Origin of the sequence: Uliginosibacterium silvisoli, from assembly GCF_036017035.1 — a bacterium.
Classification (GTDB): domain Bacteria; phylum Pseudomonadota; class Gammaproteobacteria; order Burkholderiales; family Rhodocyclaceae; genus Viridibacterium; species Viridibacterium silvisoli.
Window position 1 is genome coordinate 453,825 of sequence record NZ_JAYXHS010000004.1, and the last position, 24,978, is coordinate 478,802.

Here is a 24,978-nt window from a genome sequence, read left to right on the forward strand (position 1 = left end):
TGCGTTATCGGGTCTGCTCTTCCAGAACACCTTCCAATAGAGAGACACATAGATGCCCCATGAGATCAATCTCATCACGACAATCGCAGCGGGCCTGGGGCTGGCTCTGGTGCTTGGTTACCTGACGGCAAGACTCAAGATGCCGTCGCTGGTCGGCTACCTGCTGGCAGGCATCTGCATCGGCCCGGCGACGCCGGGCTTCGTGGCAGATGTGTCGCTGGCCGGCCAGCTCGCCGAAATTGGCGTCATGCTGCTGATGTTCGGCGTAGGGCTGCACTTTTCCATCGACGACTTGCTGGCAGTGCGACGCATCGCGGTACCCGGCGCGCTGGTACAGATCGCGGCCGCAACAGGCATGGGGATGCTCTGCGCGCACATCTGGGGCTGGGGCATCGGCGAAGGCCTGGTCTTCGGGCTGGCGCTCTCGGTCGCGAGTACGGTCGTATTGTTGCGGGCGCTGGAATCGCGTGGCGTGCTGGAGTCGGTTAACGGACGCATCGCGGTAGGCTGGCTGGTCGTCGAAGACCTAGCCATGGTGCTGGTACTGGTGCTGCTGCCGCCCCTCGCACACGTGCTGGGCGGCACGCCAGACGCCCATGTTGCGGGCACGGCCCAGGTCGCAAGCGGCGGCAGCATCTGGACGGCGGTCGGGCTGACGCTCGCCAAGGTCGCCGCCTTCATCACGCTGATGCTGGTGGTCGGGCGTCGCGTTTTCCCCAAGGTGCTGTGGCTGGTCGCACGTACCGGCTCGCGCGAACTCTTCTCCCTGTGCGTGATTGCCGTCGCATTGGGTGTTGCTTACGGCTCCTCGAAGTTCTTCGACGTGTCGTTTGCGCTGGGTGCTTTTTTCGCCGGCATGGTGATGCGCGAATCGGAGTACAGCCATCGTGCGGCAGTCGAATCCTTGCCGCTGCGTGACGCGTTCTCAGTATTGTTCTTTGTCTCGGTCGGCATGCTCTTCGACCCGCAGGTGCTGCTCACCGAGCCGCTTAAAGTGTTGGCAGTCGTTGCCGTGATCATGCTCGGCAAGACGGTGGCCGCCGTGCTTCTCGTGCTGCTGTTCCGCTACCCGCTGAACACGGCACTGACAGTCGGCGCGAGCCTCGCACAGATCGGCGAGTTTTCTTTCATCCTCGCCAGCCTGGGCATGTCGCTCGGTCTGCTGCCCGCAGAGGGCCAGAGCCTGATCCTCGCCGGCGCGCTGATCTCCATTTCGCTGAACTCATTGGCCTTCTCCGCCATCCGCCCCTTGCAAACCTGGCTGCGCGAACGCTCGGCGCTTGCCAGGCGGCTCGAAGAGCGCGATGACCCGCTGGCCACGCTGCCGAGTACCACGCAGGAGTCCCACTTGAGCAAACAGGTTGTGCTGGTTGGCTACGGTCGCGTGGGCAGACGCATCGCGCACCAGCTCAAGGAGCAGAACATTCCCTTCGTGGTTGCCGAGCAAAACCGTGAGCTGGTCAACACGCTGCGCGGCCAGGGGATCGCGGCAGTGTCGGGGGACGCCTCGGAACCCGGTGTGCTTATCCAGGCCCACATCGCGCGCGCCAACATGCTGGTGATCGCCACGCCCGACACACTGCACGTGCGCAAGATGGTCGACACGGCGCGTACCTTGAACCCGGATATCGGCGTGGTCTTGCGCAGTCACAACGAAGACGAGGCGGAGCTGCTGACGCGTGACAACATCGGCAACGTCTTCCTCGGGGAGCAGGAGCTGGCGAACGGTATGGCACGTCACGTCCTGCGGCAGATGGGGCTCGAGCCCGCGCAATCTGCCGCAGAGCAACATTGAAAGCACCTGCCAAATACCGCACAAACCCGAATCCACCCGCATGTTTTAATCGCGCCACGGTTGCAGCACAGAACTGTGCAAGCGCAGAGAAGCTAACAAGCGCAGACCACGTCAGCTACACGCTGGCTTCAAACCCCGCCCCGGCGGGGTTTTTCATTTTCCCCTCCCTTGTCTCCGTCGTCGCTTCCCGAGCAGCCCGCATTTCCTGCCGGGCTTTCTCGCACACACTCGAAATTCGGGAACCAGAATGCGAGAGAATTGCCCAATCGCGCTGCCGCCTTGCGCCTTCGTCGTCGCATGACGGCAAGCGGCATGTGATCCAGATCGTTCTCCCCTGTTTTCCGTCTTTTTTTGACCCTTGGTATCAACAGAAATGTCAGACAAGAAACCCTCCACGCTTCGCCCTTTGCCCAACCTGATCTTTCTGAGTCGCTGGCTACAGGTTCCGCTCTATCTGGGACTGATCGTCGCGCAGCTCGTGTACGTCGTGCATTTCTGGGTTGAACTGACCGATCTCGTGGGCGCGGCACTGGGCAACCAGACTTCGATGGAGCACATCATCAAGGCCGTGGGCCATGGCAGCGACACAGGCGGTCTCACCGAGACAACCATCATGCTGGTGGTACTGGGACTGATCGACGTGGTGATGATCTCCAACCTGCTGATCATGGTCATCGTCGGCGGCTACGAAACCTTCGTCTCGCGCATGCACCTCGAAGAGCATCCTGACCAGCCGGAGTGGCTGTCGCACGTCAATGCCTCGGTGCTCAAGGTCAAGCTCGGCACAGCCATCATCGGCATCTCGTCGATTCACCTGCTGAAGACCTTCATCAACGCAGAGGCGTATTCGGAGAAGGCCCTGATTGCGCAGACAGCCATCCACATCGCCTTCCTGCTCTCGGCAATGGCTATTGCGGCCTGCGACCGCATCATGCCGAGGCCGAGCCAGGAAGAGCACTGAGCTACTCCGGCGTTTGAGGAAAACTGCACGCCCCGTGCAGTTTGATACCGGTTTCGGCGCCATTGTTTGCCATTTGCCGCCGGTTATCCGGCTTTATCCGTATATGCGGCGGGCGCTAAGTGTTTATGCTGATGCCGTGGCTTGGCGTGTAAAGGGGGAACGCTAGGCCCGGCACGCAGTGGCGCGTGCGCGCACCCTCGTACCTGATTTTCATCCCGCCCCCGAGGTCTGGCCTCTTCATGCGGGACAACGCAAATGAGTACAAGCAATACGATAACAAGGATAGCCAGCGGTCATGAGTCCGGCCCGATGAGCTTCAGACCCATCGTCTATATCGTCGATGACGACGACATTGTTCTCTGGATGTTTCGCGAGTTCCTCGAAGGCATCGGCGCTGACTTCCGCACCTTCGGCTCGGCCGACGCCTTTCTGAAAAGCTACGTGCCCGGCCCTTGCGAATGCCTGATTTCCGACCTGCGCATGCCGGAGATCGGAGGTCTGGAAATCCAGCGCCAGCTTCTCGACAAGGGCGCCTCCCTGCCCATCATCTTCGTTTCCGGTTATCCCGAAGTCAGTGCCGCCGTGCAGGCCATCAAGCAAGGCGCTTTCGATTTCCTCGAGAAGCCCGTCAATGGCAGCCTGTTGCGCGAGAAGGTGCAGAGCGCATTGGCGCGCAGTCGCGAGCTGCATGCCGAACGCCTCGCGCGCAGCGCCCGCGAGGCCCGCCTCGCGCTTCTCACCCCCAAGGAGCGTGAGATCGCCGACCAGGTCGTGCTCGGCAAGTCGAGCCGCCAGATCTCCGACGAGCTCGGCATCAGTGTGCGCACCGTGGAAAACCACCGCGCCCGCATCATGGCCAAGCTGCACGTCGATTCGGCAATGGATCTGGTCAAGCTGTTCATCTGAAGAGACTGCGCGGCGCACTTCAAAGCATCCGCCCGACACAAGCGGGTGCTTTCAATACCAGTATAAGCACCCATCTTGTACCAGCATAAATAGCCACTTATGGTGTGAGCTCCTTTACGCAGGAGCACAGCCATGAGCACACACTCGCAAGCCATTCAGGATCAGTTCGGCCCGCAGGCACAGGCTTATCTCGCCAGCGCCGTACACGCGGCCGGTGCCGATCTTCAACGCGCGCGGGAAATCGTCAGCGCGGCGATTCCACCCAAAGTCCAGGCGCTGGATGTCGGCTGCGGCGCAGGTCATCTCAGTTTTGCGCTCGCACCAGCTTTGTCAGAAGTCATCGCATTCGATCCGTCAGCCGCCATGCTCGACGCCGTAAAGGCCGGCGCGGCAGAACGTGGCCTTCAGAATATAGCCACACAGCAGGGCAGCGCCGAGGCCCTGCCCTTCGCCGATGCCAGCTTCTGTGTCGCGGCCACCCGCTACAGCACACACCACTGGCTCCAGCTCGAAGCCGCCCTTCAGGAGATGCGTCGCGTCGTGCGCCCTGGTGGTCATGTGCTGGTCATTGATGTCGAGGGAGATCCCGAACCGCTTGTGGACACGCACTTCCAGACCATGGAGTTGTTGCGCGACCGCTCGCACATCCGCAATCGCACGCCTGCGGAATGGCGCGCCTTGCTCCAGGGCGCGGATCTCGAACTTCTCGCTTACGAGCAATGGCCCTTGCGTCTGGAGTTTGCATCGTGGGTCGCGCGCTTGCGTACTCCAGAGCAGAACGTCGCGATGATCCGCCGCCTGCAAACCGAGGCGCCACGCGAGGTGCAGGAGGGCCTGCGCATCGAGGCCGATGGAAGTTTCACGGCGCACACCGGGCTTTACTGGGCACGGGTGCCGCGTCAGTAAGCCGGACGTCTCGGCTCGAACAGGGAAGCGACCGTCTTCCCTGCGTCCTTTCTCGATGTCATATCTGACTAGGTAGTCCCCCACTCACCCGCTGAGTAGTTCTACTCTCTTGCGACGCTGGGCGAAAACCGAGAATGCATGTGTTGTCTCAACCACGCACGCCCGGCCATGAACCCACTGCAATCCCGACAGATCAGCGAAAACGCATTCCGCAACATCCGCTCCCTGTTCGCACATGAGAGCGGCATTCGCCTGTCGCACAACAAGCAGGGGCTGGTGGCCAGCCGCCTGAACAGCCGTATCCAGCAGCTTGGCCTGCGCGATTTCGACGCGTATTGCGAGCTGATCGCCAACGACGAGGCAGGCAATGAGCGGGCCTATGTGGTCGACTCGCTGACCACGCACGAAACCTATTTCTTCCGCGAACCAAAGCACTTCCAGCATCTGGACAGCACGGTGCTGCCGGCACTGCGCGGCAAGCCGGTGCGCGTCTGGTGCGCGGCAGCCTCGACGGGCGAAGAGGCCTGGAGCCTCGCCATGACCCTGGCGGGCGCGCTGGGCAATGGTGCCGGCAGCAGTCGCTGGGGCGTAGTGGGCTCCGACATTTCCGAGAGCTCGCTGGTCACGGCCGAACGCGGCCTGTATCGCATGGAGCGCCTGCAGCACATGCCACAGAACGCGCTCAAGCAGTTCTGCCTGCGCGGCACGGATGACTTCGAAGGCTCGCTGCTGATCAACCGCAAGCTGCGCGAGCGCGTCAGCTTCTGCCAGCACAACCTGCTCGACTCGCCGCAACACCTCGGCAAGTTCGACGTCATCTTCCTGCGCAATGTGCTCATCTATTTCGATCAGGACATGCGCCAGAAGATCGTCTCGCGCGTGCTTGAGTCGCTGAACCCCGGCGGCTGGTTATACACCGGTCATGCCGACACGCTGATGGACCTGAAGCTCGACCTGGAGACGGTCGCCCCCTCCATTCATCGCAAGCCGCAGCACAAGATCACCCACGCGCCAGTGCCGGCCCGTCACACCGACAATGCCCGTCTGAACGCGGCCGCAGGTCGTCAGGCAGCCTGAGCACATGCTGACGCCGCCCCCCTCCGGCTCGCTTTCGCCACCACATCCATCACTCCTCGAACAGGGCGTGATGGTGGTGGACGACTCGGAGTTGCAGCGCAACCTGCTCATGTCCATCCTCAGGATGCTGGGGATCACCCACATCCACGAGGCCTGCGACGGTGAATCGGCCCTCGCACTGCTAGGCCAGCCTGCCGTTTCGCCAGCCATTATCGTGGTCGATCTCGAGATGCCGGGCATGGATGGCATCGAACTCCTGCAGCTGCTGGCAGAACGAGGCCTGCGGGCCAGTATCCTGGTCGTCAGTGGTGCCGAATCGGCGATTCTCGCCGCGGTAGGCACCATGGCCGAAGCCCTGGGTTTGCAGTTACTCGGCACCCTGCCGAAACCGCTGTCATACCTTGCCGTGTCGAACATGATGACGCGCTTCTACGCCCAGCACCGCCAGTCCCGGCACGCCACACCCGGCCAACGCCCGGGCGCTTCCCCTCCCCCCGATGGCGCTGCGGTCACTGCAGATAGCCTGATTGCCGCGCTGGATGACGGGCGCGTCGTGCCCTATTACCAACCGGTGGTCAGCCTGAAGACCGGCAAGGTACTCGGCTTTGAAGCGCTGGCACGCCTGGTGACGACCACGGGAAAACTGATCCTGCCCGGCAACTTCATCGAGCTGGCCGAGCAGCAAGGCCTTATCGATCGCCTCACGCTTGCCATCGTGGACCACGTCCTCGCCGACCTGGGCACCTGGCATAGTCGCGGCCTCTACCCCAGCGTGTCATTCAACGTGTCGGCGCGCTCGCTCTCGGATCGGGAGTTCGCCAATGAAATCCTGCGCCGCGTCGATGCTGCCGACATTTCGCCACGCTCGCTGGTCATTGAAGTGACGGAAAGCGCCGTGGTCAGCGACCTCGCTTCGGCCATCGGCACGCTGGGCCGTTTGCGCCTGCGCGGCTTCGGCCTGGCCATAGATGATTACGGCAGTGGCTTTTCTTCCATGCAGCAATTGTCGCGGCTGCCGTTTACAACCTTGAAGATTGATCGCACCTTCGTCAGCAACGCCCACCAGAAGTGGAATCTGCAGACGATGCTGCAATCGGCAATCGAGATGGGACACCGGCTGGGACTGGTCACCGTGGCAGAAGGCGTCGAGACCATGGAAGAAATGATGCTGCTCGAATCCCTTGGCTGCCAGTGCGTACAGGGCTTCCTGTTGTCGCCCGCCATGGCAGCTGCCGCGGTACCGGTCTGGTTGCGGCAGGAAAAGGCACGCATCCGCGCACTCTGCGGCGAGGCCATGTAGCACTTCGCAGACGACAAACAGGCAGGAACAGGGAAGCAAGACGGGAACGGGCTGGGGAAACAGGCAGAAATGAACAAACGCATCCGCTTCGGTATTGTCATCACCACCCTGGCCATCATCCTCATGATGGTCTTCTGCGCGCTGGCCCTGCAGTGGATCTCGACCGAATACCGCCGCAACGTCTCAAGCCACCTGCAGAACACGCTCGACAATGTCACCCAGCTCGTCGCCCTGATGCAGCAAGACGAGATGTCGCGTGTCCAGGCAATCGCCGCTCACCCGCACCACGCCTCCCTCGCAGAGCAGGTCATGCAGCACCCTGGCGAGGCGAAGTCCGGCGAGGAGTATGGCCGCTGGATTACGCCGATTTTTCGAAGCCGCGGCTTCGAGGGCTATAGCGTCATTGACTCGTCATTTACCGTGGTTGCCGCCAGTAGCCCGGCTTATGTGGGCAAGCCGGTCGCCACGAAAGAGGCCATCGAAGCACTGAAGATCGCCACCCGCACAGGCATCGCGGTCACACGCCCGATTGCCGCGCCGCGCCCGGTAACCCGCGACGGCATCGAATTGCCCTCCGGCACGGCCTTCCAGCTGGCCTGTGCCCGCATCGACACGGGCACCCGCGCCATCGGCTTCCTCTGTCTGCGCAGCAACCCGCAATTGCGTCTGTTCAAGGTGCTGGAGGCTGGCCGTACGGGCAATACCGGCGAGGCCTATGTCATCGACACCAAGGGCAACATCATTTCGCCCAGTCGCTTCGAAAGCGAGTTGCAGGCCCCCCCGGGAGCCACGCCCGGCTGGAGTGCCTTCGGCCGCTCGGCCAGAGTGCCGCTTTCCCGCGTTGCCCCCATCATCCCCGCCGAGTCCACAAGCCGCCCGCTGACACGCATCGCTGCGAATCTGCTCAAGTCGCGATCCGACAGCACGGGCTACCTCGAGAACTACGCCGACTATCGCGGTCGTGCCGTCATCGGCATGGGACGCTGGCTTCCCAGTACCGACATGGGGCTCATCGTCGAAGAGGATCTGTCCGAATCCTTCAGCTCCTACAACGTCTCTCGCAAGGTCCTGGTGACTTTCACCACGGTCGCAATCGGCCTGATCCTCGGCCTCATTACCCTCGAATTCCGCAGTCACCGCTCGCTCGCCATCAGTGAGCGCCGTCTGCGCGCCTTCAGCGAGAACGTACCGGTCGGGATGCATGTCAGGAACCGCAACGGCATCTACACCCTGACCAATCCGGTCTTCGAATCCACGATCAACCGCACGCGCGACGAGGTCATCGGCAAGCGTGACGAGGACCTCTATCCACCTGATGTCGCGCGTCAACGCATCGCCGAACACCAGGAGGTGATCAGCAGCGGACGCACCATCGTGCGCGTCAATACCGTCAAAATCGACGACAAGGAAACCACCTTTCGCGTCCTGCGCTTCCCGGTATACGGCCACGACGACACGACCATCATCGCCGTCGGCTCGATCGCGGTCGAGATCACGGAGCAGATCGTCGCGCAGCGTGCGCTCGAGGAGCTGGCGCGTACGCTGGAATCCAAGGTCGACGAGCGCACACATCAACTCAGTGAAGCTCGCAAGGAAGCCGAGGCTGCGGCCAGGGCCAAGTCGGAATTCCTCGCCAACATGAGTCACGAGATCCGCACGCCGCTCAATGCCATCATCGGCATCTCGCACCTGACCGCGCGCATCAACGACAACCCACGCCTCAACCATTACCTCGAGCGCATCCGCGCCTCCAGCCAGCATCTGCTGGGCATCGTCAATGACATCCTCGACTTCTCCAAGATCGAAGCCGGCAAGATGGCAACCGAGCAGGACAGCTTCTCGCTCGAGCATCTGCTCGAACATGTCGCCGGCCTGGTGTGGGAGAAGGCCGATGCCAAAGGCCTGGAGCTGATCGTAGCGATCGAACGCGGCGTGCCGCGGCAGCTGATCGGCGATTCCATGCGCATCAGCCAGGTGCTGATCAACTTCATCAACAATGCCGTGAAATTCACCGAGCGCGGCGAAGTCGTGTTGCGCGTGCAGACCGTGTCGATCGCGGGAAACAGCACCCGCTTGCGCTTTGCCGTGGAGGACAGCGGCATCGGCATCGCAACGAAAGACCTGCCCTCGCTATTCAAACCCTTCGGCCAGCTCGATGGCTCGATGGCGCGTCGCTTCGAGGGCACCGGCCTCGGGCTCATCATCAGCAAGAAGCTCGCAGAGCTCATGGGCGGTACGGTGTCCGTCACCAGCGTACTGGGTGAAGGCAGCACCTTCTCGATGGAATTGCCACTGGGCATCGCACCCGAGCCGGAGACGGCCGTGCTGCCGCGCGTCGACCTGCGTAACCGCAAGGCGCTGGTCATCGATGACAACCAGCATGCGCGCGAAATGCTGGTCAGCCTGCTGCGCTCCATGTCGTTTGAGGCCGCCGAGGCCTCGGGCGGGCTCGAGGGGATCGGCATGGTCACCGCCGCCGATCTTTCAGGAACGCCCTATGACGTGGTCTTCATCGACTGGAAGATGCCCGGTCTGAACGGCGCCGACACAGCCGTTCGACTGCGCAAGATGAGCCTGCGCGGCACCATCCCGCAGCTGGTCATGATTGCTCCGCCGGGCGAGATTGCCGGCGTTGAAGACGGCGGCCACGTGGCAGACGCCAGCCTGCCCAAACCCATCTCGCCGTCGGAGTTGATGAACACGCTGATCAGCCTCTTCTCACCTTCCGCGCGACCACGCGACAGCAGCCGCATGCGGCCACTCGGCGACTACACGAATCTGCGTGGCAAACGCGTGCTGCTGGTCGAGGACAACGAGATCAACCAGGAAGTCGCGCAGGACCTGCTGGGGATCGCAGGCATGCACATCACGACGGCCGCCGACGGGCTGGAGGCGATCCAGCGCATCCACCGCGAGCCTTTCGACATCGTGCTGATGGACATGCACATGCCCATCCTCAATGGTCTCGATGCCACGCGCAGAATCCGCTCGCACGAGGGCTTCAGCCGCCTGCCGATTCTCGCGCTGACCGCCAATGCCCTGAGCGGTGATCGCGAGCGCTGCCTTGAGGCCGGGATGAACGACTACATCACCAAGCCGATCGACCCGGAACAGATGTACGCCACCATCGCGCGTTGGCTACCCGCCAACACGACACTCAGTGTTGCACCCAGCGCACAGTTGCAGGTCGCCGCGCCAGAGCCCGCTGCAGATACCGTGCAGGACAATGAGCCCGTCGAGCCGCCGGACAAGCTGAGCGACGACGCATCCATCATCTCAGCACTCACATTGATTCCGGAGCTGGATGTCGACCTCGGACTGGCACGCATGCTCGGCCGCCACGACCTGTATTTGAAGCTCGTCAGACGCGTCACCGCGGAGCGCGCGGATGCGCCCCGACAATTGCAGTCGGCACTGGAACGCGGCAACTACGACGAAGCCGGCCGTATCGTGCATGGCTTGCGCGCGGTCGTCGGCATGCTCGGCTCCACCCAGCTGCAAGGCGTCTGCGCCGAAGTCGAACAGCAGATCGCGCAGAACGAACTGACCGCTGCGGCACTTGATAACTTCGTGAGCCGCTACACGGTGCTGCTCGACGGCCTGCGCGCCGCGCTCGGCGAGCACGACGCCGGTCAGGTCACGCAGCACGCCGGCGCAGAGAGTGCAGGCGCCGATGAATGAGCCGATCACGCCGTCGTCATTCTCCCCAACAGTACGCATGCTCGATCGGCCCATGGACCGCTTCGACATGACATCGTCTTCGGCCGGACAACACCGCACCAACTGCTCGGCGGCCCCCCGCACCCACTGTCGGCAGGTGAAATATTTGATACGCCTACCCTTCAGAAAACGGGCAAAAGTCTCGTTGTTGTCGGATATGGACATCAACGCGCCGGGCACAGGTGCTTGATCGTCTGTCAGGGAAATTCCAGGTGGCCATCGAGCCGCCCGGCAAAAGGTTCCGGGGCCTCGCAGGCATCAACGACTCGACGACGCTCGACGGCAGTAGCGTCACCTCGATCCCGGATATGTCATGACAGCGATCCAGAAAGTCTGGCCCGATACGCGCATGGCCGCAGGCATGAGCCACAACCAAGTAGAAGACACGGTCAGCTGACCAGCACCTCACAGGAGTACCCGCTATGAACTGGTTTCGTCACCTCAAACTGGCACAGAAGCTTCTCGTCGCCTTCCTCACCTGTGCCGTGCTGACCCTCGTCGTCGGCCTGTATGGCATGACGCGTATCACAGACCTTTCCGAGCGTCTGGATTCGACGTATTCGAACAACCTGATGGCCATCCAGATGCTATCGGACATGCAGATCCGTCAGGGTGCCCACAACCGCTCGTATGCACGCCTGCCTTCGATGAAGGATGTCGATTTGCAGAAACAGACAGTCGAGCGCGCCAAGGGCCACGTCGACGCCTTCAACAAGATCTATAAGGACTACCAGGGCACGGTACTCAGTGAAGCCGAAAAGGCACTGATCCAGGATCTCGACAAGGCGATGCCCGTCTATCTCGCCATGAATGACGAAGTTGCCAAACTGGCCAGTGAAAAGAAGTTCGACGATGCGGCTGAACTGAGTAACGGTAAAGCGCGCACCGCTTCAGATGCCGTTGCGAAGGCAATTGAAGATCTGCGCGACGAGAACAGCAAGCAGGCAGCGACCTCCAACGAAGCAGGCAAAGCCAGCTCAGCCACTGCACGCACCATCATGATTTCAACGATCGTCGTAGCGATGGTGCTGGCCGTGGTGCTCGGCCTTGTCGTCACACGCATCATCACCGGCCAGCTCGGTGGCGAACCCGACTATGCGGCCAATGTCGTGCGGCGCGTTGCCGAGGGCGACCTGACGGTGCAGGTGCAATTGAAGAAGAACGACGAGACCAGCCTGCTCGCAGGGATGTCGCAAATGGTCGAGCGCCTCACACAAGTCATCAGCGATGTTCGCGGCGCGGCCGACTCGCTTGCCTCGGCTTCGGACCAGCTCTCTTCGTCTTCGCAACAGCTCAGCCAGAACGCCTCGGAACAAGCCGCCAGCGTCGAAGAGACGAGTGCCTCGATGGAAGAAATGTCATCGACCGTTTCACAGAACACGGAAAACGCCCGCGTCACGGACAGCATTGCGCAGAAGTCCGACAAGGATGCGCGCGAGGGTGGTGAGGCCGTCCGTGAAACGGTAGTCGCCATGAAGCAGATCGCGCAGAAGATCGGCATCATCGACGACATCGCTTATCAAACCAACTTGCTGGCCCTGAACGCCGCGATCGAAGCTGCCCGCGCAGGCGAACACGGCAAGGGTTTCGCGGTGGTCGCTGCAGAAGTCCGCAAGCTGGCCGAACGAAGCCAGGTCGCCGCACAGGAAATCAGCTCGGTGGCATCGAGCAGCGTAGACCTGGCCGAGCGCGCCGGCACCCTGTTCTCCGATCTCGTGCCATCGATCACGCGTACCGCCGACCTGGTGCAGGAAATCGCTGCGGCGTCGAACGAACAGAGTACGGGCCTGGACCAGATCAATATGGCGATCAGTCAGATCACCCAGACGACGCAAGCCAACGCTTCCGCCTCCGAAGAGCTCTCTTCGACGGCTGAGGAGATGAACGCGCAGGCCACCCAGCTGCAGGAGATGATGATGTTCTTCAAGACGGCTTCGGTGCAGGGCATGCGTGGTCACACGAAGGCTGCGAAATCCTTCGCCGCCAGCCCAGCGAAGCCGACTCGGCTCGGCGCACAGTCCGCGCAGATCAACGAGGACGCTTTCGAGAAGTTCTGATCACCAGATGGACCAACCGCCAGAACGGGGAATGGAAGCCCCGTCCGGCGGTATAATCACGGGCTTGAATTACCCTTGAGGCGGAAGCTGCGCGGGTGATTCTGACTATATCGGGCACCCGCTGGCTCATGCGGAATAGCCCGGATTTCTTAGCCCCCGTGTCCCGAGGTAATTCCATGACTTCCATCCGGCAAGACGACCTGATTGAAAGCGTCGCTGGCGCGCTGCAGTACATCAGCTACTACCACCCCGTCGACTACATCACCAACCTGGCACGCGCCTATGAGCTCGAAGAGAGCCCGGCCGCCAAGGATGCGATGGCGCAGATCCTGATCAACTCGCGCATGAGCGCCGAGGGTCATCGCCCGCTGTGCCAGGACACCGGTATCGTCACCGTCTTCCTCAAGGTCGGCATGAATGTGCGCTGGGAAGGCTTCACCGGCTCGCTGGAAGACGCGGTGAACGAAGGCGTGCGTCGCGCCTACAACCATCCGGACAACAAACTGCGCGCCTCTGTGCTGGCCGACCCGGCCGGCAAGCGCAGCAACACCAAGGACAACACGCCCGCCGTCATCAACGTCAGCATCGTGCCTGGCGACAAGGTGGACGTGATCGTCGCGGCCAAGGGCGGTGGCTCGGAAGCCAAGTCCAAGTTCGCGATGCTCAACCCGTCGGACTCCATCGTCGACTGGGTCATCAAGACCGTGCCCACGATGGGCGCAGGCTGGTGCCCGCCGGGCATGCTCGGCATCGGCATCGGCGGCACGGCCGAGAAGGCCATGCTGCTGGCCAAGGAAGCGCTGATGGAGCCGATCGACATCCTCGATCTGATCGCACGCGGCCCGAAGACACGCGCCGAAGAGCTGCGTCTGGAAATCTACGAGAAGGTCAATGCCCTTGGCATCGGCGCGCAAGGCCTCGGCGGCCTGACCACCGTGCTGGACGTGAAGGTCAGCGACTTCCCGACGCACGCGGCCAACCTGCCTGTAGCGATGATTCCGAACTGCGCTGCCACCCGCCACGCGCACTTCGAGCTCGACGGTAGCGGTCCTGTGTTCCTGGATCCGCCTTCGCTCGACGACTGGCCGAAGCTGACCTACGACGCGTCCAAGGGACGCCGCGTCAATCTCGATACAGTGACACGCGAAGAAGTGAATACCTGGAAGCCGGGCGAAGTGCTGCTGCTCAACGGCAAGATGCTCACCGGTCGCGATGCGGCACACAAGCGCATGGTCGACATGCTCAACAAGGGAGAGCAGCTCCCCGTCGATCTGGCAGGCAAGTTCATCTATTACGTCGGCCCTGTCGATCCGGTGCGCGATGAAGTCGTCGGCCCGGCGGGTCCGACCACGGCGACGCGCATGGACAAGTTCACCGAACAGGTCCTGCGCGAAACCGGCCTGCTCGGCATGATCGGCAAGTCCGAGCGCGGCGACGCAGCCATCGACGCCATCAAGAAGCACCAGTCGGTGTACCTGATGGCTGTCGGCGGCGCGGCTTACCTCGTATCGAAAGCCATCAAGGCGGCGCGTGTCGTCGGCTTCGCCGACCTGGGCATGGAAGCCATCTACGAGTTCGAGGTGAAGGACATGCCGGTCACCGTAGCCGTCGACTCCGGCGGTACCTCGGTCCACAAGACCGGGCCAAAGGAATGGCAGGCGAAGATCGGCAAGATTCCGGTCGCCGTGCAGTAAGCACTCCTGGAAGAAAAAAGCCGACCTGCTGGTCGGCTTTTTTGTAGGCCGCGTACGTGTTTTCCGTCTGGCCGGATCACCAATGCATAAGCCCGAAAGCATGTAGCATCGACCCGCGCTTGCAGGGCGGGACCGACAAGGCCCGACATCTACCCTGTGAAGCGATGACACCGGCGCTCATTCGGCGCGTTGAACCTTAACCATGAGAAGGTAACGATATGAAACTTGGACAAAAAGCGAAGGATCAGGTTACTGGCTTTGAGGGCATCATCACCGCATTGGCAGATCACATCACAGGCGAGCGCCGGGCGCTCGTCTCCTCGCAAGCCCTGCAAGACGGCTTCATGCCCGCCTCGCGCTGGTTCGACGTGCGCCGCCTGTCCATCACCAGCACGAGCGTGCTGGTCCTGAAGCCCAGCGAAGCCGTCAAACCGGCCAAGCGCAAGAAAGCCTGATCGGCAGATCGCAAGACCTCTGGCAGCCCTTCCCTGTTCCGGGTGGGGCAGCCAAGGTTCGGGCCCGCCGGTATCATTCTGCCCGCGACAAGCTACGGTACAGATAGAGGTACAGAAGGTCGGCGCCAGCCGTTCCGACTCAGCCTCAGAATTCGAATAATTGGGGGACGTTTGAAAGCACTACTCAGGTTTGCTGGCTGGATAGATCAGCTCAACCGCATCTTCGGCTGGGTCGCCACTGCAGGCGTCCTTGTTTGTTGCCTGGTAAGTACCGGCAATGCCCTCAGCCGTTATGCGTTCTCCCTCAGTTCCAACGCCTGGCTCGAAATCCAGTGGTACATCTTTGCCGGCATCGTGATGCTGGGCGCCGCGGTCACGCTGGCGCGCAACGAGCACGTACGCGTCGACGTACTCTACGGTCGGCTGCCTGCCCGCGGAAAAGCCTGGGCTGACCTGCTTGGCCTGCTCATTTTCCTCATGCCGGCCATGCTGACCCTGTTGTACTTCTCGGCCCCCTACTTCCTGTCTTCATGGAACTCGCAGGAATATTCCAGCAATGAGGGCGGACTCATCATATGGCCCGCGCGCCTGATGCTGCCGCTCGGTTTCCTGCTCGTCTGCCTGCAGGGCGTATCGGAAATCATCAAGCGTATCGGCTACCTGCGTGGCGAATACGAGATGGACACCCATTACGAGAGGCCACTGCAATGACGCTACTCGAATGGATGCCGCCGCTGATGTTCGGCGGCCTGATCCTGTTCATGCTGCTGGGCTTCCCCGTAGCGTTCTCCCTCGCCGCGCTCGGGCTTGCTTCTGGCGTGCTGGCCATCGAGATGGGCTATTTCCCGCCCGAATTCCTGCAAGGCCTGCCGCAGCGCGTATTCGGCATCCTGTCGAACGAGTTGCTGCTGGCCATTCCGTTCTTCACCTTCATGGGCACCATCCTCGAGCGATGCGGCTTGGCGGAGGATCTGCTCGAAGGCACAGGGCAGCTATTCGGCCCCGTGCCAGGCGGTCTCGCCTATGCCGTCATCATCGTCGGCGCGATCCTCGGCGCGATCACCGGCACGGTCGCCGCATCGGTCATCGCCATGGGCATGATCTCGCTGCCCATCATGATCCGTTACGGCTACGACATGCGCGTGGCAACGGGTGTCATCGCGGCCTCCGGCACCATCACGCAATTGATCCCGCCGTCGCTGGTTCTGGTCGTTCTGGCCGACCAGCTGGGTCGCTCGGTGGGTGACATGTATGCCGGTGCGATCGGCCCTTCCATCGTGCAAACCCTGCTGTTCATTGCGTACATCTTCGTCCTGTCTATCGTCCGGCCGCAGTGGGTCCCTGCGCTACCGAAAGAGGTGCGCACGCATACAGGCTGGGCGCTGATCCGTCGCGTGCTGATGGGCATGATCCCGTCCATCGTGCTGATCTTCCTCGTGCTCGGAACCATCTTCACCGGTATGGCGACGCCAACCGAAGCCGGCGCGATGGGCGCAGTGGGCGCCATGGTCATCGCAGCGATCCATCGTCGCCTGACCTGGGACCTGATGCGCCAGGGCATGGAGTCGACGATGCGCATCACCGCGATGGTGATCTTCATCCTCATCGGCTCCACGGTCTTCAGCCTGGTCTTCCAGGGCGTCGACGGCGGACGCTGGATCGAGCATCACCTCAGCAACCTGCCAGGTGGCGTGGTCGGCTTCCTCATCGCGGTGAATGCCTTCATCTTCTTCCTGGCCTTCTTCCTCGATTTCTTCGAGATCGCCTTCATCATCATCCCGCTGCTTGCGCCGGTTGCCAGCGCTCTGGGCATCGACCTCATCTGGTTCGGCGTCCTGCTCTGCGTGAACATGCAGACCTCGTTCATGCACCCGCCTTTCGGCTTCGCGCTGTTCTACCTGCGCGGCATTGCGCCGAAGGAAGTGAAGAGCTCCGACATCTATCTCGGTGCCCTGCCCTGGGTTGGTCTGCAGCTGATCATGGTGGTCATCGTCATCTTCTGGCCGGGGCTGGTCACGAGCTTTGTCGACAAACCCGTTCAGGTCGATCTCGACAAGGTGCAGATCGAAATCCCCGGCGACGCGGAAAGCGCGCCCGAAGAAGTGCCGCCTGCCGAGTTCAGCGCGCCGCCATCCAGTGCATCCGGGCCTGCCTCCTCTGCCAGCGATGACCCACTCGAGAAGGCACTCAGGAACTGAAGATGACGACACGCATCTGCCTGGTACGCCACGGCGAAACGGACTGGAACGTCGCGCGCCGCTTGCAGGGGCACGAAGACATGCCCCTCAACGCCAACGGCCGCGCGCAAGCCGCGGCTCTGGCGGCGGCACTTGCCGGCACACGCTTCGATGCGATCTACAGCTCTGACCTGTCACGCGCCTTCGACACGGCCGAAGCGGTTGCCACACGGCTCGGCATGCCGATCACGCGACTGCCCGCCGCGCGGGAGCGCAATTTCGGCGTGTTTCAGGGCCTGACGCGGCAGGAGGCAGAGCAACGCTTCCCGGAGATGCAGGCACGTGTGGCACGCCGGGAGCCCGACTTCGTTCCACCCCAGGGGGAAAGCCTGCGTCAGTGTTTCGAGCGAGTTGCAGCCATGCTCGGCGAGCTGGCCGACAGGCACGCAGGACAGACCCTGTTGCTGGTTGCCCACGGCGGCGTTCTTGACGCGGCCCGGCGCTTCGTCACCGGCATGCCGCTCGACCAGCCTCGCGATTTCGAGCTCGGCAACGCCGCCCTGAACTGGCTGGCACGCACCGAAGGCATCTGGCATCTCGATGTCTGGGACGACCAGACTCACCTCTCCGGCAGCCTGGACGAACTTCCGATGTGATCCGGCGCGCCCGGGGCGCCCATGAAGCCTGTTCACGCGGGTTTGAGTTTATTTCATGCCTGCCAGAATGGCCTAAGCCCCTGTCGACGCGGTATTATTCGCGCCTGCCATTCTTCATAGCGGTCCCCCAGCGGACCTTCTCGCGGACGATTCCATGTTCTCCAAAGCAAATACCCTCTCCAAGGCCGATCCAGAGCTGTTCTCGGCAGTTACTTCCGAAAACAAGCGCCAGGAAGATCACATCGAGCTGATCGCCTCCGAAAACTACGTCAGCTGCGCCGTCATGGAAGCCCAGGGCTCCCAACTGACCAACAAGTACGCTGAGGGCTATCCCGGCAAGCGTTACTACGGCGGCTGTGAGTATGTGGATATTGCAGAGCAGATCGCTATCGACCGCCTGAAGAAGCTGTTTGGCGCCGAGGCTGCCAACGTCCAGCCGAATTCCGGTTCGCAAGCCAACCAGGCCGTGCTGATGGCCTTCGCCAAGCCTGGCGACACCGTTCTGGGCATGAGCCTGGCGGAAGGCGGTCACCTCACCCACGGCATGGCGCTGAACATGAGCGGCAAGTGGTTCAACGCCATCTCCTACGGTCTGACCGACAAGGAAGAGATCGACTACGAACAGATGGAAGCACTGGCGCGCGAGCACAAGCCACGCATCATCATCGCCGGCGCTTCGGCTTACGCCCTGCGTATCGATTTCGAACGTTTCGCGAAGATTGCCAAGGAAGTCGGCGCGATCTTCTGGGTCGACATGGCCCACTACGCCGGCCTCATCGCTGCGGGCATCTATCCAAACCCGGTGCCATTTGCCGACGTCGTCACCTCGACCACACACAAGACCCTGCGTGGACCACGTGGTGGCGTGATCCTGTCGAAGGCCGAACACGAGAAGGCGCTGAACTCCGCGATCTTCCCAGGCCTGCAAGGTGGTCCGCTGATGCACGTCATCGCGGCGAAGGCCGTGGCCTTCAAGGAAGCGGCAACGCCTGAGTTCCGCCAGTATCAGGAACAAGTCGTTGCCAATGCGCTCGTCATGGCACGTGTGCTGTCCGAACAACGCGGTCTGCGCATCGTTTCGGGTCGTACCGAAAGCCACCTGTTCCTCGTCGATCTGCGCTCGAAGAACATCAACGGCAAGGAAGCTGAAGCGGCCCTCGGCAAGGCCCACATCACGGTCAACAAGAACGCGATTCCGAAGGATCCGGAAAAACCATTCGTGACCTCCGGCATCCGCATCGGCAGCCCGGCCATGACCACGCGTGGCTTCACCGAGATCGAAGCCGAACGTGTCGCTCACCTCATCGCCGACGTGCTCGACGCACCGAACGATGAAGCCGTACTGGCCAAGGTGCGCGAAGAAGTCAGCGCCCTGTGCAAGAAATTCCCGGTATACGGCGCTTAAGCACTATCCTCCGGGGGCGACCTTTCGGTCGCCCCTTTTTTGTATCTGGCGATTTCTGGCGGCACTCACTCATGAAATGTCCGTTTTGCGGCGCACCTTCCACGCAAGTCACCGATACGCGTGAGAACGACGAAGGCGACATCATCCGTCGCCGACGCCGCTGCGGGGAATGCGACAAGCGCTTCACTACGTACGAGCGCATCGAGCTGAAGCTGCCGCAGATCGTCAAGAAGAACGGCAGTCGCACCGAGTTCGACCCCGAAAAGGTACTCGCCAGCATGAAGCTGGCATTGCGCAAACGACCTGTGACCGCCGAGAGCGTGGACGGCGCCATCGAACGCATCGAGAGTCGTTTGCTGGCCATGGGCGAACGAGAAATCCCCTCCGACAAGGTCGGCGAGCTTGTCATGCGCGAACTCAAGCGCCTCGACAAGATTGCCTACATCCGCTTCGCCTCGGTGTACCGCAATTTCGAGGATGCGGAAGAGTTTGCAGAAGTGATCCGCGAACTCGCCCCGCACATCAAGCCCACCAAGCCCAAACCCCGCGGCAAGGTCTGAGTCATGCTGGCGCCAGAAGACTATATGCGCCGTGCGCTCGAGCTTGCCGAGCGTGGTCTGTATACCACCACACCCAATCCGCGCGTCGGCTGCGTCATCGTGGATGAGGCTGGTGAAATCATTGGCGAGGGCTGGACGCAACCGGCTGGCCAGAATCACGCAGAAGTCCAGGCATTGATCGATGCCGTCCAGCGTGGCAAATCGGTCGTGGGCGCCACGGCCTACGTCACGCTTGAGCCCTGCTCCCATTTCGGTCGTACGCCGCCTTGCTGTGATGCGCTTTCAAGCGCCGGCATCAGCCGCGTCGTGGCCGCCATGGAAGACCCCAACCCGCTGGTTTCGGGCAAGGGCTTCGAGCGCCTGGCGGCGGCCGGCATCGCAGTCAGCTCTGGCCTGCTGGAAGAGCCGGCACGCGCACTTAATGAAGGTTTCATATCGCGCATCGTGCGTGGTCGCCCCTTTGTGCGCCTCAAGATCGCAGCCTCGCTGGATGGCAAGACCGCGCTGGCCAATGGCGTCAGCAAATGGATTACGGGCGATGCGGCGCGTGCCGATGCGCACCATTGGCGCGCCCGATCCTGCGCTGTACTGACCGGTAGCGGCACCGTGCTGGCAGACAATCCGTCGATGAATGTGCGCGCCGTCGCAACGCCACGTCAGCCTCGCCGTATCGTGCTCGACAGCCAGCTGAGAACCCCCGCCGACGCGAACATCCTGCGCGGTGGCAACACGCTGATCGTGACGGCCAGCAACAACACGAAACGCCGGCTGGAACTGGAAACTGCGGGCGCAGAAATCCTGCATCTGCCCTCGCAGGCGGGTCACGTAGACATCGAAGCCTTGCTGCCGATTCTCGGCAAGAACACGAATGAATTGCTCGTCGAAGCCGGTGCAGAACTGAACGCTGCTTTCATGCAATCGGGACTGGTCGACGAATACCTGCTCTACCTCGCGCCGACCTTCCTTGGCGATCCGGCGCGCGGCCTCGCAATGCTGCCTGCATTCGGGAAACTGGAAGAGCGCATCGCGCTGCACTTTCAGGCGTTCGAGCAGATTGGCGAAGACCTCCGCGTGCTGGCGCGGCCTGCGTAGGTCGGAAAAGCGAAGCACCTTCCGACATCACTCGCGAATACAGATCAAAACAGGTTTGACGCCTCAACGCCGGAAAGCCCTTCGCTTTTCCGACCTACGATCCGCACACGGCACATTCCGCGTCGCGGCCATACCGCACCGTGCGTAGCTCCATGCCCAAGGCATTGATGAGCAGCAATCTGCCCACCAGTGGCTCGCCGCATCCGGCAATCACTTTCAAGGCTTCGGCCGCCTGCATCGTGCCGACGATGCCCGTGATAGGCGCAAACACGCCCATCACCGCGCAGCGTGTCTCCTCCACATCCTCGCCGTCCGGAAACAGGCAGTGATAGCAAGGATTGTTTGCATCGCGCTTGTCGAACACGCTGAGCTGCCCATCGAAGCGCACGGCAGCGCCTGACACCAGCGGCTTGGCAAATTTGACGCAGGCGCGGTTGATGGCATGCCGCGTGGCGAAGTTATCGGTGCAATCCAGCACCACATCTGCCTCGGCGATATGCGCCTCCAGCAAACCGGCATCGAGCCGCTGCGGCAAGGCCACGGCTACGGTTTCGGGGTTGAGCCGGTTCAGCGTGTCTCGCCCCGATTCAGCCTTGAAGCGGCCAACGGAGTCGTTGCGATGCATGATCTGGCGCTGCAGATTGGTGAGATCGACCGTATCGCCGTCAGCGAGGATGATGGTGCCGACGCCTGCGGAAGCGAGATACATGGCGGCCGGCGAACCGAGGCCGCCTGCGCCGATGATCAGCACGCGGCTCTTGATGATGGCTTCCTGCCCCGCGATATCGAGTTCGGGCAGCAAGATGTGGCGGGAGTAACGCAGCAGCTGGTCGTCGTTCATGCGGCAAGTTTACGCGGGACACCGCTGCACGTGGTTGCAGGCAAATAAAAAAGGGCCGCCTGTCCCCGCACGGGACAAGCAGCCCTCTGGCTCAATCTGCAGTCGTGCCTGCTCAGGCAGCGAGCTTGTGCACGGCCTCGGTACGACGACGTACCGGTTTGCGACGCACAGCACCCGGATCGAAAGCACCATCCAGTCCGCGCAGGGCATCCTTGCGGGCTTTCAGCGCCATCTTGAAGGCGCCTTCTTCACCGTACTTCTTGACGGAGAACTTCACGCGCTTGCGGCGCCCGTCAGGAAGCGGCCAGGAAGCAACCCAGAACCAGCGCTGCTTGTCTTCCGGCAAGTCGCGTGTTTCCGAAGCGCAGTAACGGCACACGCCGACAACGCCCGAACGGTTGTTCTTCTTGACGATATTCGAATACTCACGCATCGAAAACGGCGGGTGATTGGTGATGACTTCGTCGCGGTAGCCCTTCGCCGCTGCGAAGGATTTCTGCTTACCACCATGCACGCCGTCCGAAAAATGCTTGCGGTGGATAACGCCGCGGCGCTGAATGGTTACAAGCCATCCATGCGTCCGACTGACCTCGTTATCTACACGACTAATTCCATAAACACTGCCTCGGCTCACGTCAGTCCTCCAGGAGCTATCAAGGTTATGGCGGCGATAAGTGGTTTTCGACCCGCTCCGTGGAAACTTTAGGGTCATCACTGATCCCTGCGGAATGCATCACGGCGCACCTGACAAGCGGTAAAGGGACCGCTGTGAAGGAGTCCAAACCCCTGTCTGGCATTCAAGACCGGTCATCGGATGCCGGTATGAATCGCATGATTCTTGTTGCTGGCCGGGGTGCGTTCCGCGTCGGCCAATGGAGGTTTACATGCGTATTTCACAGTCCAGTCTCAACCTGCAGGGCCAATCGGCCAGCTATGTCCGCCACTACGTCGAAGAGAGTCTGCAGTTCAGTTTCCAGGCTGCCCAGGCCAGTCCACCCACAGCGGAAACCAGTCAGGTCATCATCAGTGATGCTGCGCGGGACACGCTTGCCGCCGCGCAAAGCTCCAGCGAAGTCACCCCGGAAACAGACAAACAGAACGCAATGGATGCCCGGCTTCAGGTTCTTATCAGCCTCGTCGAGCAACTCACTGGCCACAAGATCAAGCTCTTCGACGTCTCAGAACTAGGCGCGTCAGCGGATGCGGGCCCGGCACAGACGGAGGACGCACCGACATCAGGTGCTGGCGCCCCTCCACAACCGGAATGGTCGCTGCACTTCGAGCGCCGCGAAGTGCGCGAAGAAGCCCAGGCCACCCGCTTCCAGGCTAGCGGCAATGTGAAAACCGCCGATGGACGCGAAATCAGTTTCGACCTCGATCTGGAAATGGCGCGCTTCGCCCGCAGCGAGAGCCTGACGACCGTGGATGCAGGCAATGTGAGGCGCAAGGACCCGCTCGTTCTCAACCTGCAAGGCGGCCCAACCAGCCTGCTCTCAGAACGTCTCGCCTTCGATCTTGACGCCAACCCCGACACGGCGCCGGACATGATTGCGAAGCTCGGCCAGGGCAGCTTCTTCCTCGCTCTGGATCGCAATGGCAACGGCAAGATCGACGACGGCAGTGAGCTGTTCGGTCCCGCAACAGGAGATGGCTTCGGCGAGTTGGCCGCGCTGGATGATGATGGGAATGGCTGGATCGACGAAGCCGATTCGGCATTCACAAAACTGGGCGTGTGGGCGCCGGGTGACAAACTGCAATCACTCGCCAGTACTGGCGTAGGAGCGATCGCGCTGCAGAACGTCGCCACACCTTTCGCCTTGCGGGCAGGTTCGGACGATCACGGTGAGATTCAATCGAGCGGAATTTTCCTGACGGAGGATGGCCGGCCCGGCACCATCCAGCACGTTGACCTGACGGTCTAGTTGTCGACGAGCTGCAGCCCGCCGAAGCCGACCGACGTGATGTCCGTCGGCCGCGTCGAAGTCGCTGCGGTACTCGCGATCACAGCATCGGCTTTTGCAAGGCGACGTGCGACGGTAGAAATGAGGCGCGCACGGAAATGCTCCAGGCACTCTTCCGACGCCAGCGACAACACTGCGGGGGAAATCTCGAGGTAGCGCGCCGCCGTCAGGCTCACAACGGTCGCGTGTTGCAGGTGCTCGACTTCATCGAGATAAGCTGTTTCGCCGAACGACTCTCCCGTCACCAGCTTCGACACGACCCGGCCGCCAATGGAGAGCTCGACATCCCCTTCCAGCAGAATGCAGAAACGCTGGTCGTTGCTACCTTCCTTGATCAATTGCGTCAAAGGCTCGACCTTGCGCCAGACCGCGAAGCGCACCACTTCCCAGATTTCGATATCGTCGAATTCGGTGAAGAACGGCAGTTTGCGCACAGCCGAGAACTTGGTGTTGTCGGGAGTGCGCTCGTTCTCATCGACGATCTTGTAACGCACCGCCGTCAGGTCCTTGGCGAACTCGGCACCATTCTTGTAGCGCGAATACAGGTCCTTCTCGAGCGATTTGCGGATCACCACGTCCATTGCTTCCGGCACGTCCGGATTGAGCTGACTGGCTGACGGTGGATCGGCGTTGATGATCTTGTAAACGAGCTGCGCCGGATTCTTCGCGCGGAACGGCAGGCGACCGGTCAGCAAGTGGAACAGCACGATGCCCAGTGAATACAGATCGGTCTTCTGGTTGAGCGGGTAGCTCTTGATCTGCTCGGGCGACATGTAGGCCGGCGAGCCAACGCCCATGATGAAGGTCGAATCCTGATGACTGTTCTTGGCAATATTCATCGCCAGACCGAAGTCGGTGATCTTCACATTGTCCTGATCGTCGATAAGGATGTTGGCAGGCTTGATGTCACGATGCACGATGCCCTGGCGATAGGCATAGTCCAGCGCCATGCAGCACTTGAACACGATACTCACCGTGCGATGCAGCGGCAGCAGCTTCTCGTAGCTGCAGTACTCCTCGAGCGACTTGCCGCCGAAGTACTCCATGACGATATAGGCCTGATCTTCTTCGATCACGGCCTCGAAAATCTTGATGATATTGGGGTGGTCAAGCTTGCCGGCGAGGCTTTCCTCTGCACGCAGCAACTTGAGCAGGCGACGATTCCACTTCGCCTCGTCCTTCGACTTCTCGCGAAAGGAGATGTGCTTCAGGGCGATGGGCTGCGGATAGAACGGATTTTCTGCCAGATAGACAACAGCCGTAGCGCCGCGTCCGAGCTCGCGGATGATGCGATACTTGCCGATTTTCTCGGGCATTGTTGCCATTGCGTTCTGAAGTGCCAGAAGGAAACGATAAATGGAAGTGCGGAACGCGCACAGCAAGGCGACGACTTGCTCACATACACACCACCGCGA

At 61.6% G+C, this 24,978-nt stretch carries 20 protein-coding genes; 17 read left to right on the plus strand and 3 right to left on the minus strand.

Translation table 11 applies throughout. The features are described from left to right. The first annotated feature begins 52 nt into the window (after window positions 1-52). The 16 genes from VVD49_RS19880 (at window position 53) to ribD (ending at window position 20,761) form a co-directional block, all read left to right on the plus strand. Window positions 53-1,795: a cation:proton antiporter domain-containing protein gene (locus VVD49_RS19880; RefSeq protein ID WP_327600973.1), complete on the plus strand. Its 1,743-nt coding sequence runs from the start codon at window positions 53-55 to the stop codon at window positions 1,793-1,795. Between the two features lie 373 nt (window positions 1,796-2,168). Next, the gene (locus VVD49_RS19885; RefSeq protein WP_327600974.1) at window positions 2,169-2,756 is read left to right on the plus strand and encodes a TIGR00645 family protein; all 588 of its coding nucleotides are present in this window, start codon (window positions 2,169-2,171) and stop codon (window positions 2,754-2,756) included. A 309-nt stretch (window positions 2,757-3,065) separates the two neighbouring features. Next, window positions 3,066-3,662: a response regulator transcription factor gene (locus VVD49_RS19890; RefSeq protein WP_327600975.1), complete on the plus strand. Its 597-nt coding sequence runs from the start codon at window positions 3,066-3,068 to the stop codon at window positions 3,660-3,662. A 132-nt stretch (window positions 3,663-3,794) separates the two neighbouring features. Next, window positions 3,795-4,568, plus strand: a complete 774-nt coding sequence (locus VVD49_RS19895) for a class I SAM-dependent methyltransferase (protein WP_327600976.1) — start codon at window positions 3,795-3,797, stop codon at window positions 4,566-4,568. A gap of 168 nt (window positions 4,569-4,736) precedes the next feature. After that, window positions 4,737-5,645, plus strand: a complete 909-nt coding sequence (locus VVD49_RS19900; RefSeq protein WP_327600977.1) for a CheR family methyltransferase — start codon at window positions 4,737-4,739, stop codon at window positions 5,643-5,645. A gap of 4 nt (window positions 5,646-5,649) precedes the next feature. Further along, the gene (locus VVD49_RS19905) at window positions 5,650-6,945 is read left to right on the plus strand and encodes an EAL domain-containing response regulator (RefSeq protein WP_327600978.1); all 1,296 of its coding nucleotides are present in this window, start codon (window positions 5,650-5,652) and stop codon (window positions 6,943-6,945) included. 69 nt (window positions 6,946-7,014) lie between these two features. Further along, window positions 7,015-10,626 (plus strand): hybrid sensor histidine kinase/response regulator, encoded by a 3,612-nt coding sequence (locus VVD49_RS19910; RefSeq protein WP_327600979.1) that lies wholly within the window; start codon window positions 7,015-7,017, stop codon window positions 10,624-10,626. Window positions 10,627-11,087: 461 nt separating this feature from the next. After that, window positions 11,088-12,722, plus strand: coding sequence for a methyl-accepting chemotaxis protein (locus VVD49_RS19915; protein ID WP_327600980.1), 1,635 nt, complete (start codon window positions 11,088-11,090; stop codon window positions 12,720-12,722). 176 nt (window positions 12,723-12,898) lie between these two features. Continuing rightward, window positions 12,899-14,416, plus strand: coding sequence for a fumarate hydratase (locus tag VVD49_RS19920; protein ID WP_327600981.1), 1,518 nt, complete (start codon window positions 12,899-12,901; stop codon window positions 14,414-14,416). A gap of 218 nt (window positions 14,417-14,634) precedes the next feature. Then, window positions 14,635-14,871: a hypothetical protein gene (locus VVD49_RS19925; protein ID WP_327600982.1), complete on the plus strand. Its 237-nt coding sequence runs from the start codon at window positions 14,635-14,637 to the stop codon at window positions 14,869-14,871. Between the two features lie 171 nt (window positions 14,872-15,042). Next, on the plus strand, window positions 15,043-15,582 hold the full coding sequence (locus VVD49_RS19930) for a TRAP transporter small permease subunit (protein ID WP_327600983.1): 540 nt from the start codon (window positions 15,043-15,045) through the stop codon (window positions 15,580-15,582). Then, window positions 15,579-17,069, plus strand: a complete 1,491-nt coding sequence (locus VVD49_RS19935) for a TRAP transporter large permease (RefSeq protein WP_327600984.1) — start codon at window positions 15,579-15,581, stop codon at window positions 17,067-17,069. The genes VVD49_RS19930 and VVD49_RS19935 overlap by 4 nt, the downstream gene beginning before the upstream one ends. Before the next feature lie 2 nt (window positions 17,070-17,071). Next, window positions 17,072-17,704: a histidine phosphatase family protein gene (locus VVD49_RS19940; RefSeq protein WP_327600985.1), complete on the plus strand. Its 633-nt coding sequence runs from the start codon at window positions 17,072-17,074 to the stop codon at window positions 17,702-17,704. 154 nt (window positions 17,705-17,858) lie between these two features. After that, complete coding sequence (glyA, locus tag VVD49_RS19945) at window positions 17,859-19,109, plus strand: serine hydroxymethyltransferase (RefSeq protein ID WP_327600986.1); 1,251 nt, start codon at window positions 17,859-17,861, stop codon at window positions 19,107-19,109. 71 nt (window positions 19,110-19,180) lie between these two features. Continuing rightward, window positions 19,181-19,669 (plus strand): transcriptional regulator NrdR, encoded by a 489-nt coding sequence (gene nrdR / locus VVD49_RS19950; RefSeq protein ID WP_327600987.1) that lies wholly within the window; start codon window positions 19,181-19,183, stop codon window positions 19,667-19,669. 3 nt (window positions 19,670-19,672) lie between these two features. Next, window positions 19,673-20,761, plus strand: coding sequence for a bifunctional diaminohydroxyphosphoribosylaminopyrimidine deaminase/5-amino-6-(5-phosphoribosylamino)uracil reductase RibD (ribD, locus tag VVD49_RS19955; RefSeq protein ID WP_327600988.1), 1,089 nt, complete (start codon window positions 19,673-19,675; stop codon window positions 20,759-20,761). 94 nt (window positions 20,762-20,855) lie between these two features. On the opposite strand, the gene VVD49_RS19960 is transcribed toward ribD, so the two are convergent. Both VVD49_RS19960 and VVD49_RS19965 read right to left on the minus strand, forming a co-directional pair. Next, the gene (locus tag VVD49_RS19960; protein ID WP_327600989.1) at window positions 20,856-21,602 is read right to left on the minus strand and encodes a HesA/MoeB/ThiF family protein; all 747 of its coding nucleotides are present in this window, start codon (window positions 21,600-21,602) and stop codon (window positions 20,856-20,858) included. Between the two features lie 112 nt (window positions 21,603-21,714). Beyond that, window positions 21,715-22,236: an AP2 domain-containing protein gene (locus VVD49_RS19965; protein WP_327600990.1), complete on the minus strand. Its 522-nt coding sequence runs from the start codon at window positions 22,234-22,236 to the stop codon at window positions 21,715-21,717. A 250-nt stretch (window positions 22,237-22,486) separates the two neighbouring features. Between VVD49_RS19965 and VVD49_RS19970 the strand changes: the two genes are divergently transcribed. After that, on the plus strand, window positions 22,487-23,524 hold the full coding sequence (locus VVD49_RS19970) for a VCBS repeat-containing protein (protein ID WP_327600991.1): 1,038 nt from the start codon (window positions 22,487-22,489) through the stop codon (window positions 23,522-23,524). On the opposite strand, the gene VVD49_RS19975 is transcribed toward VVD49_RS19970, so the two are convergent. After that, window positions 23,521-24,888 carry a serine/threonine protein kinase gene (locus tag VVD49_RS19975; protein ID WP_327600992.1) on the minus strand — a complete coding sequence of 456 codons (1,368 nt, stop codon included), beginning with the start codon at window positions 24,886-24,888 and terminating at the stop codon, window positions 23,521-23,523. The genes VVD49_RS19970 and VVD49_RS19975 overlap by 4 nt on opposite strands. Window positions 24,889-24,978: the final 90 nt, after the last annotated feature.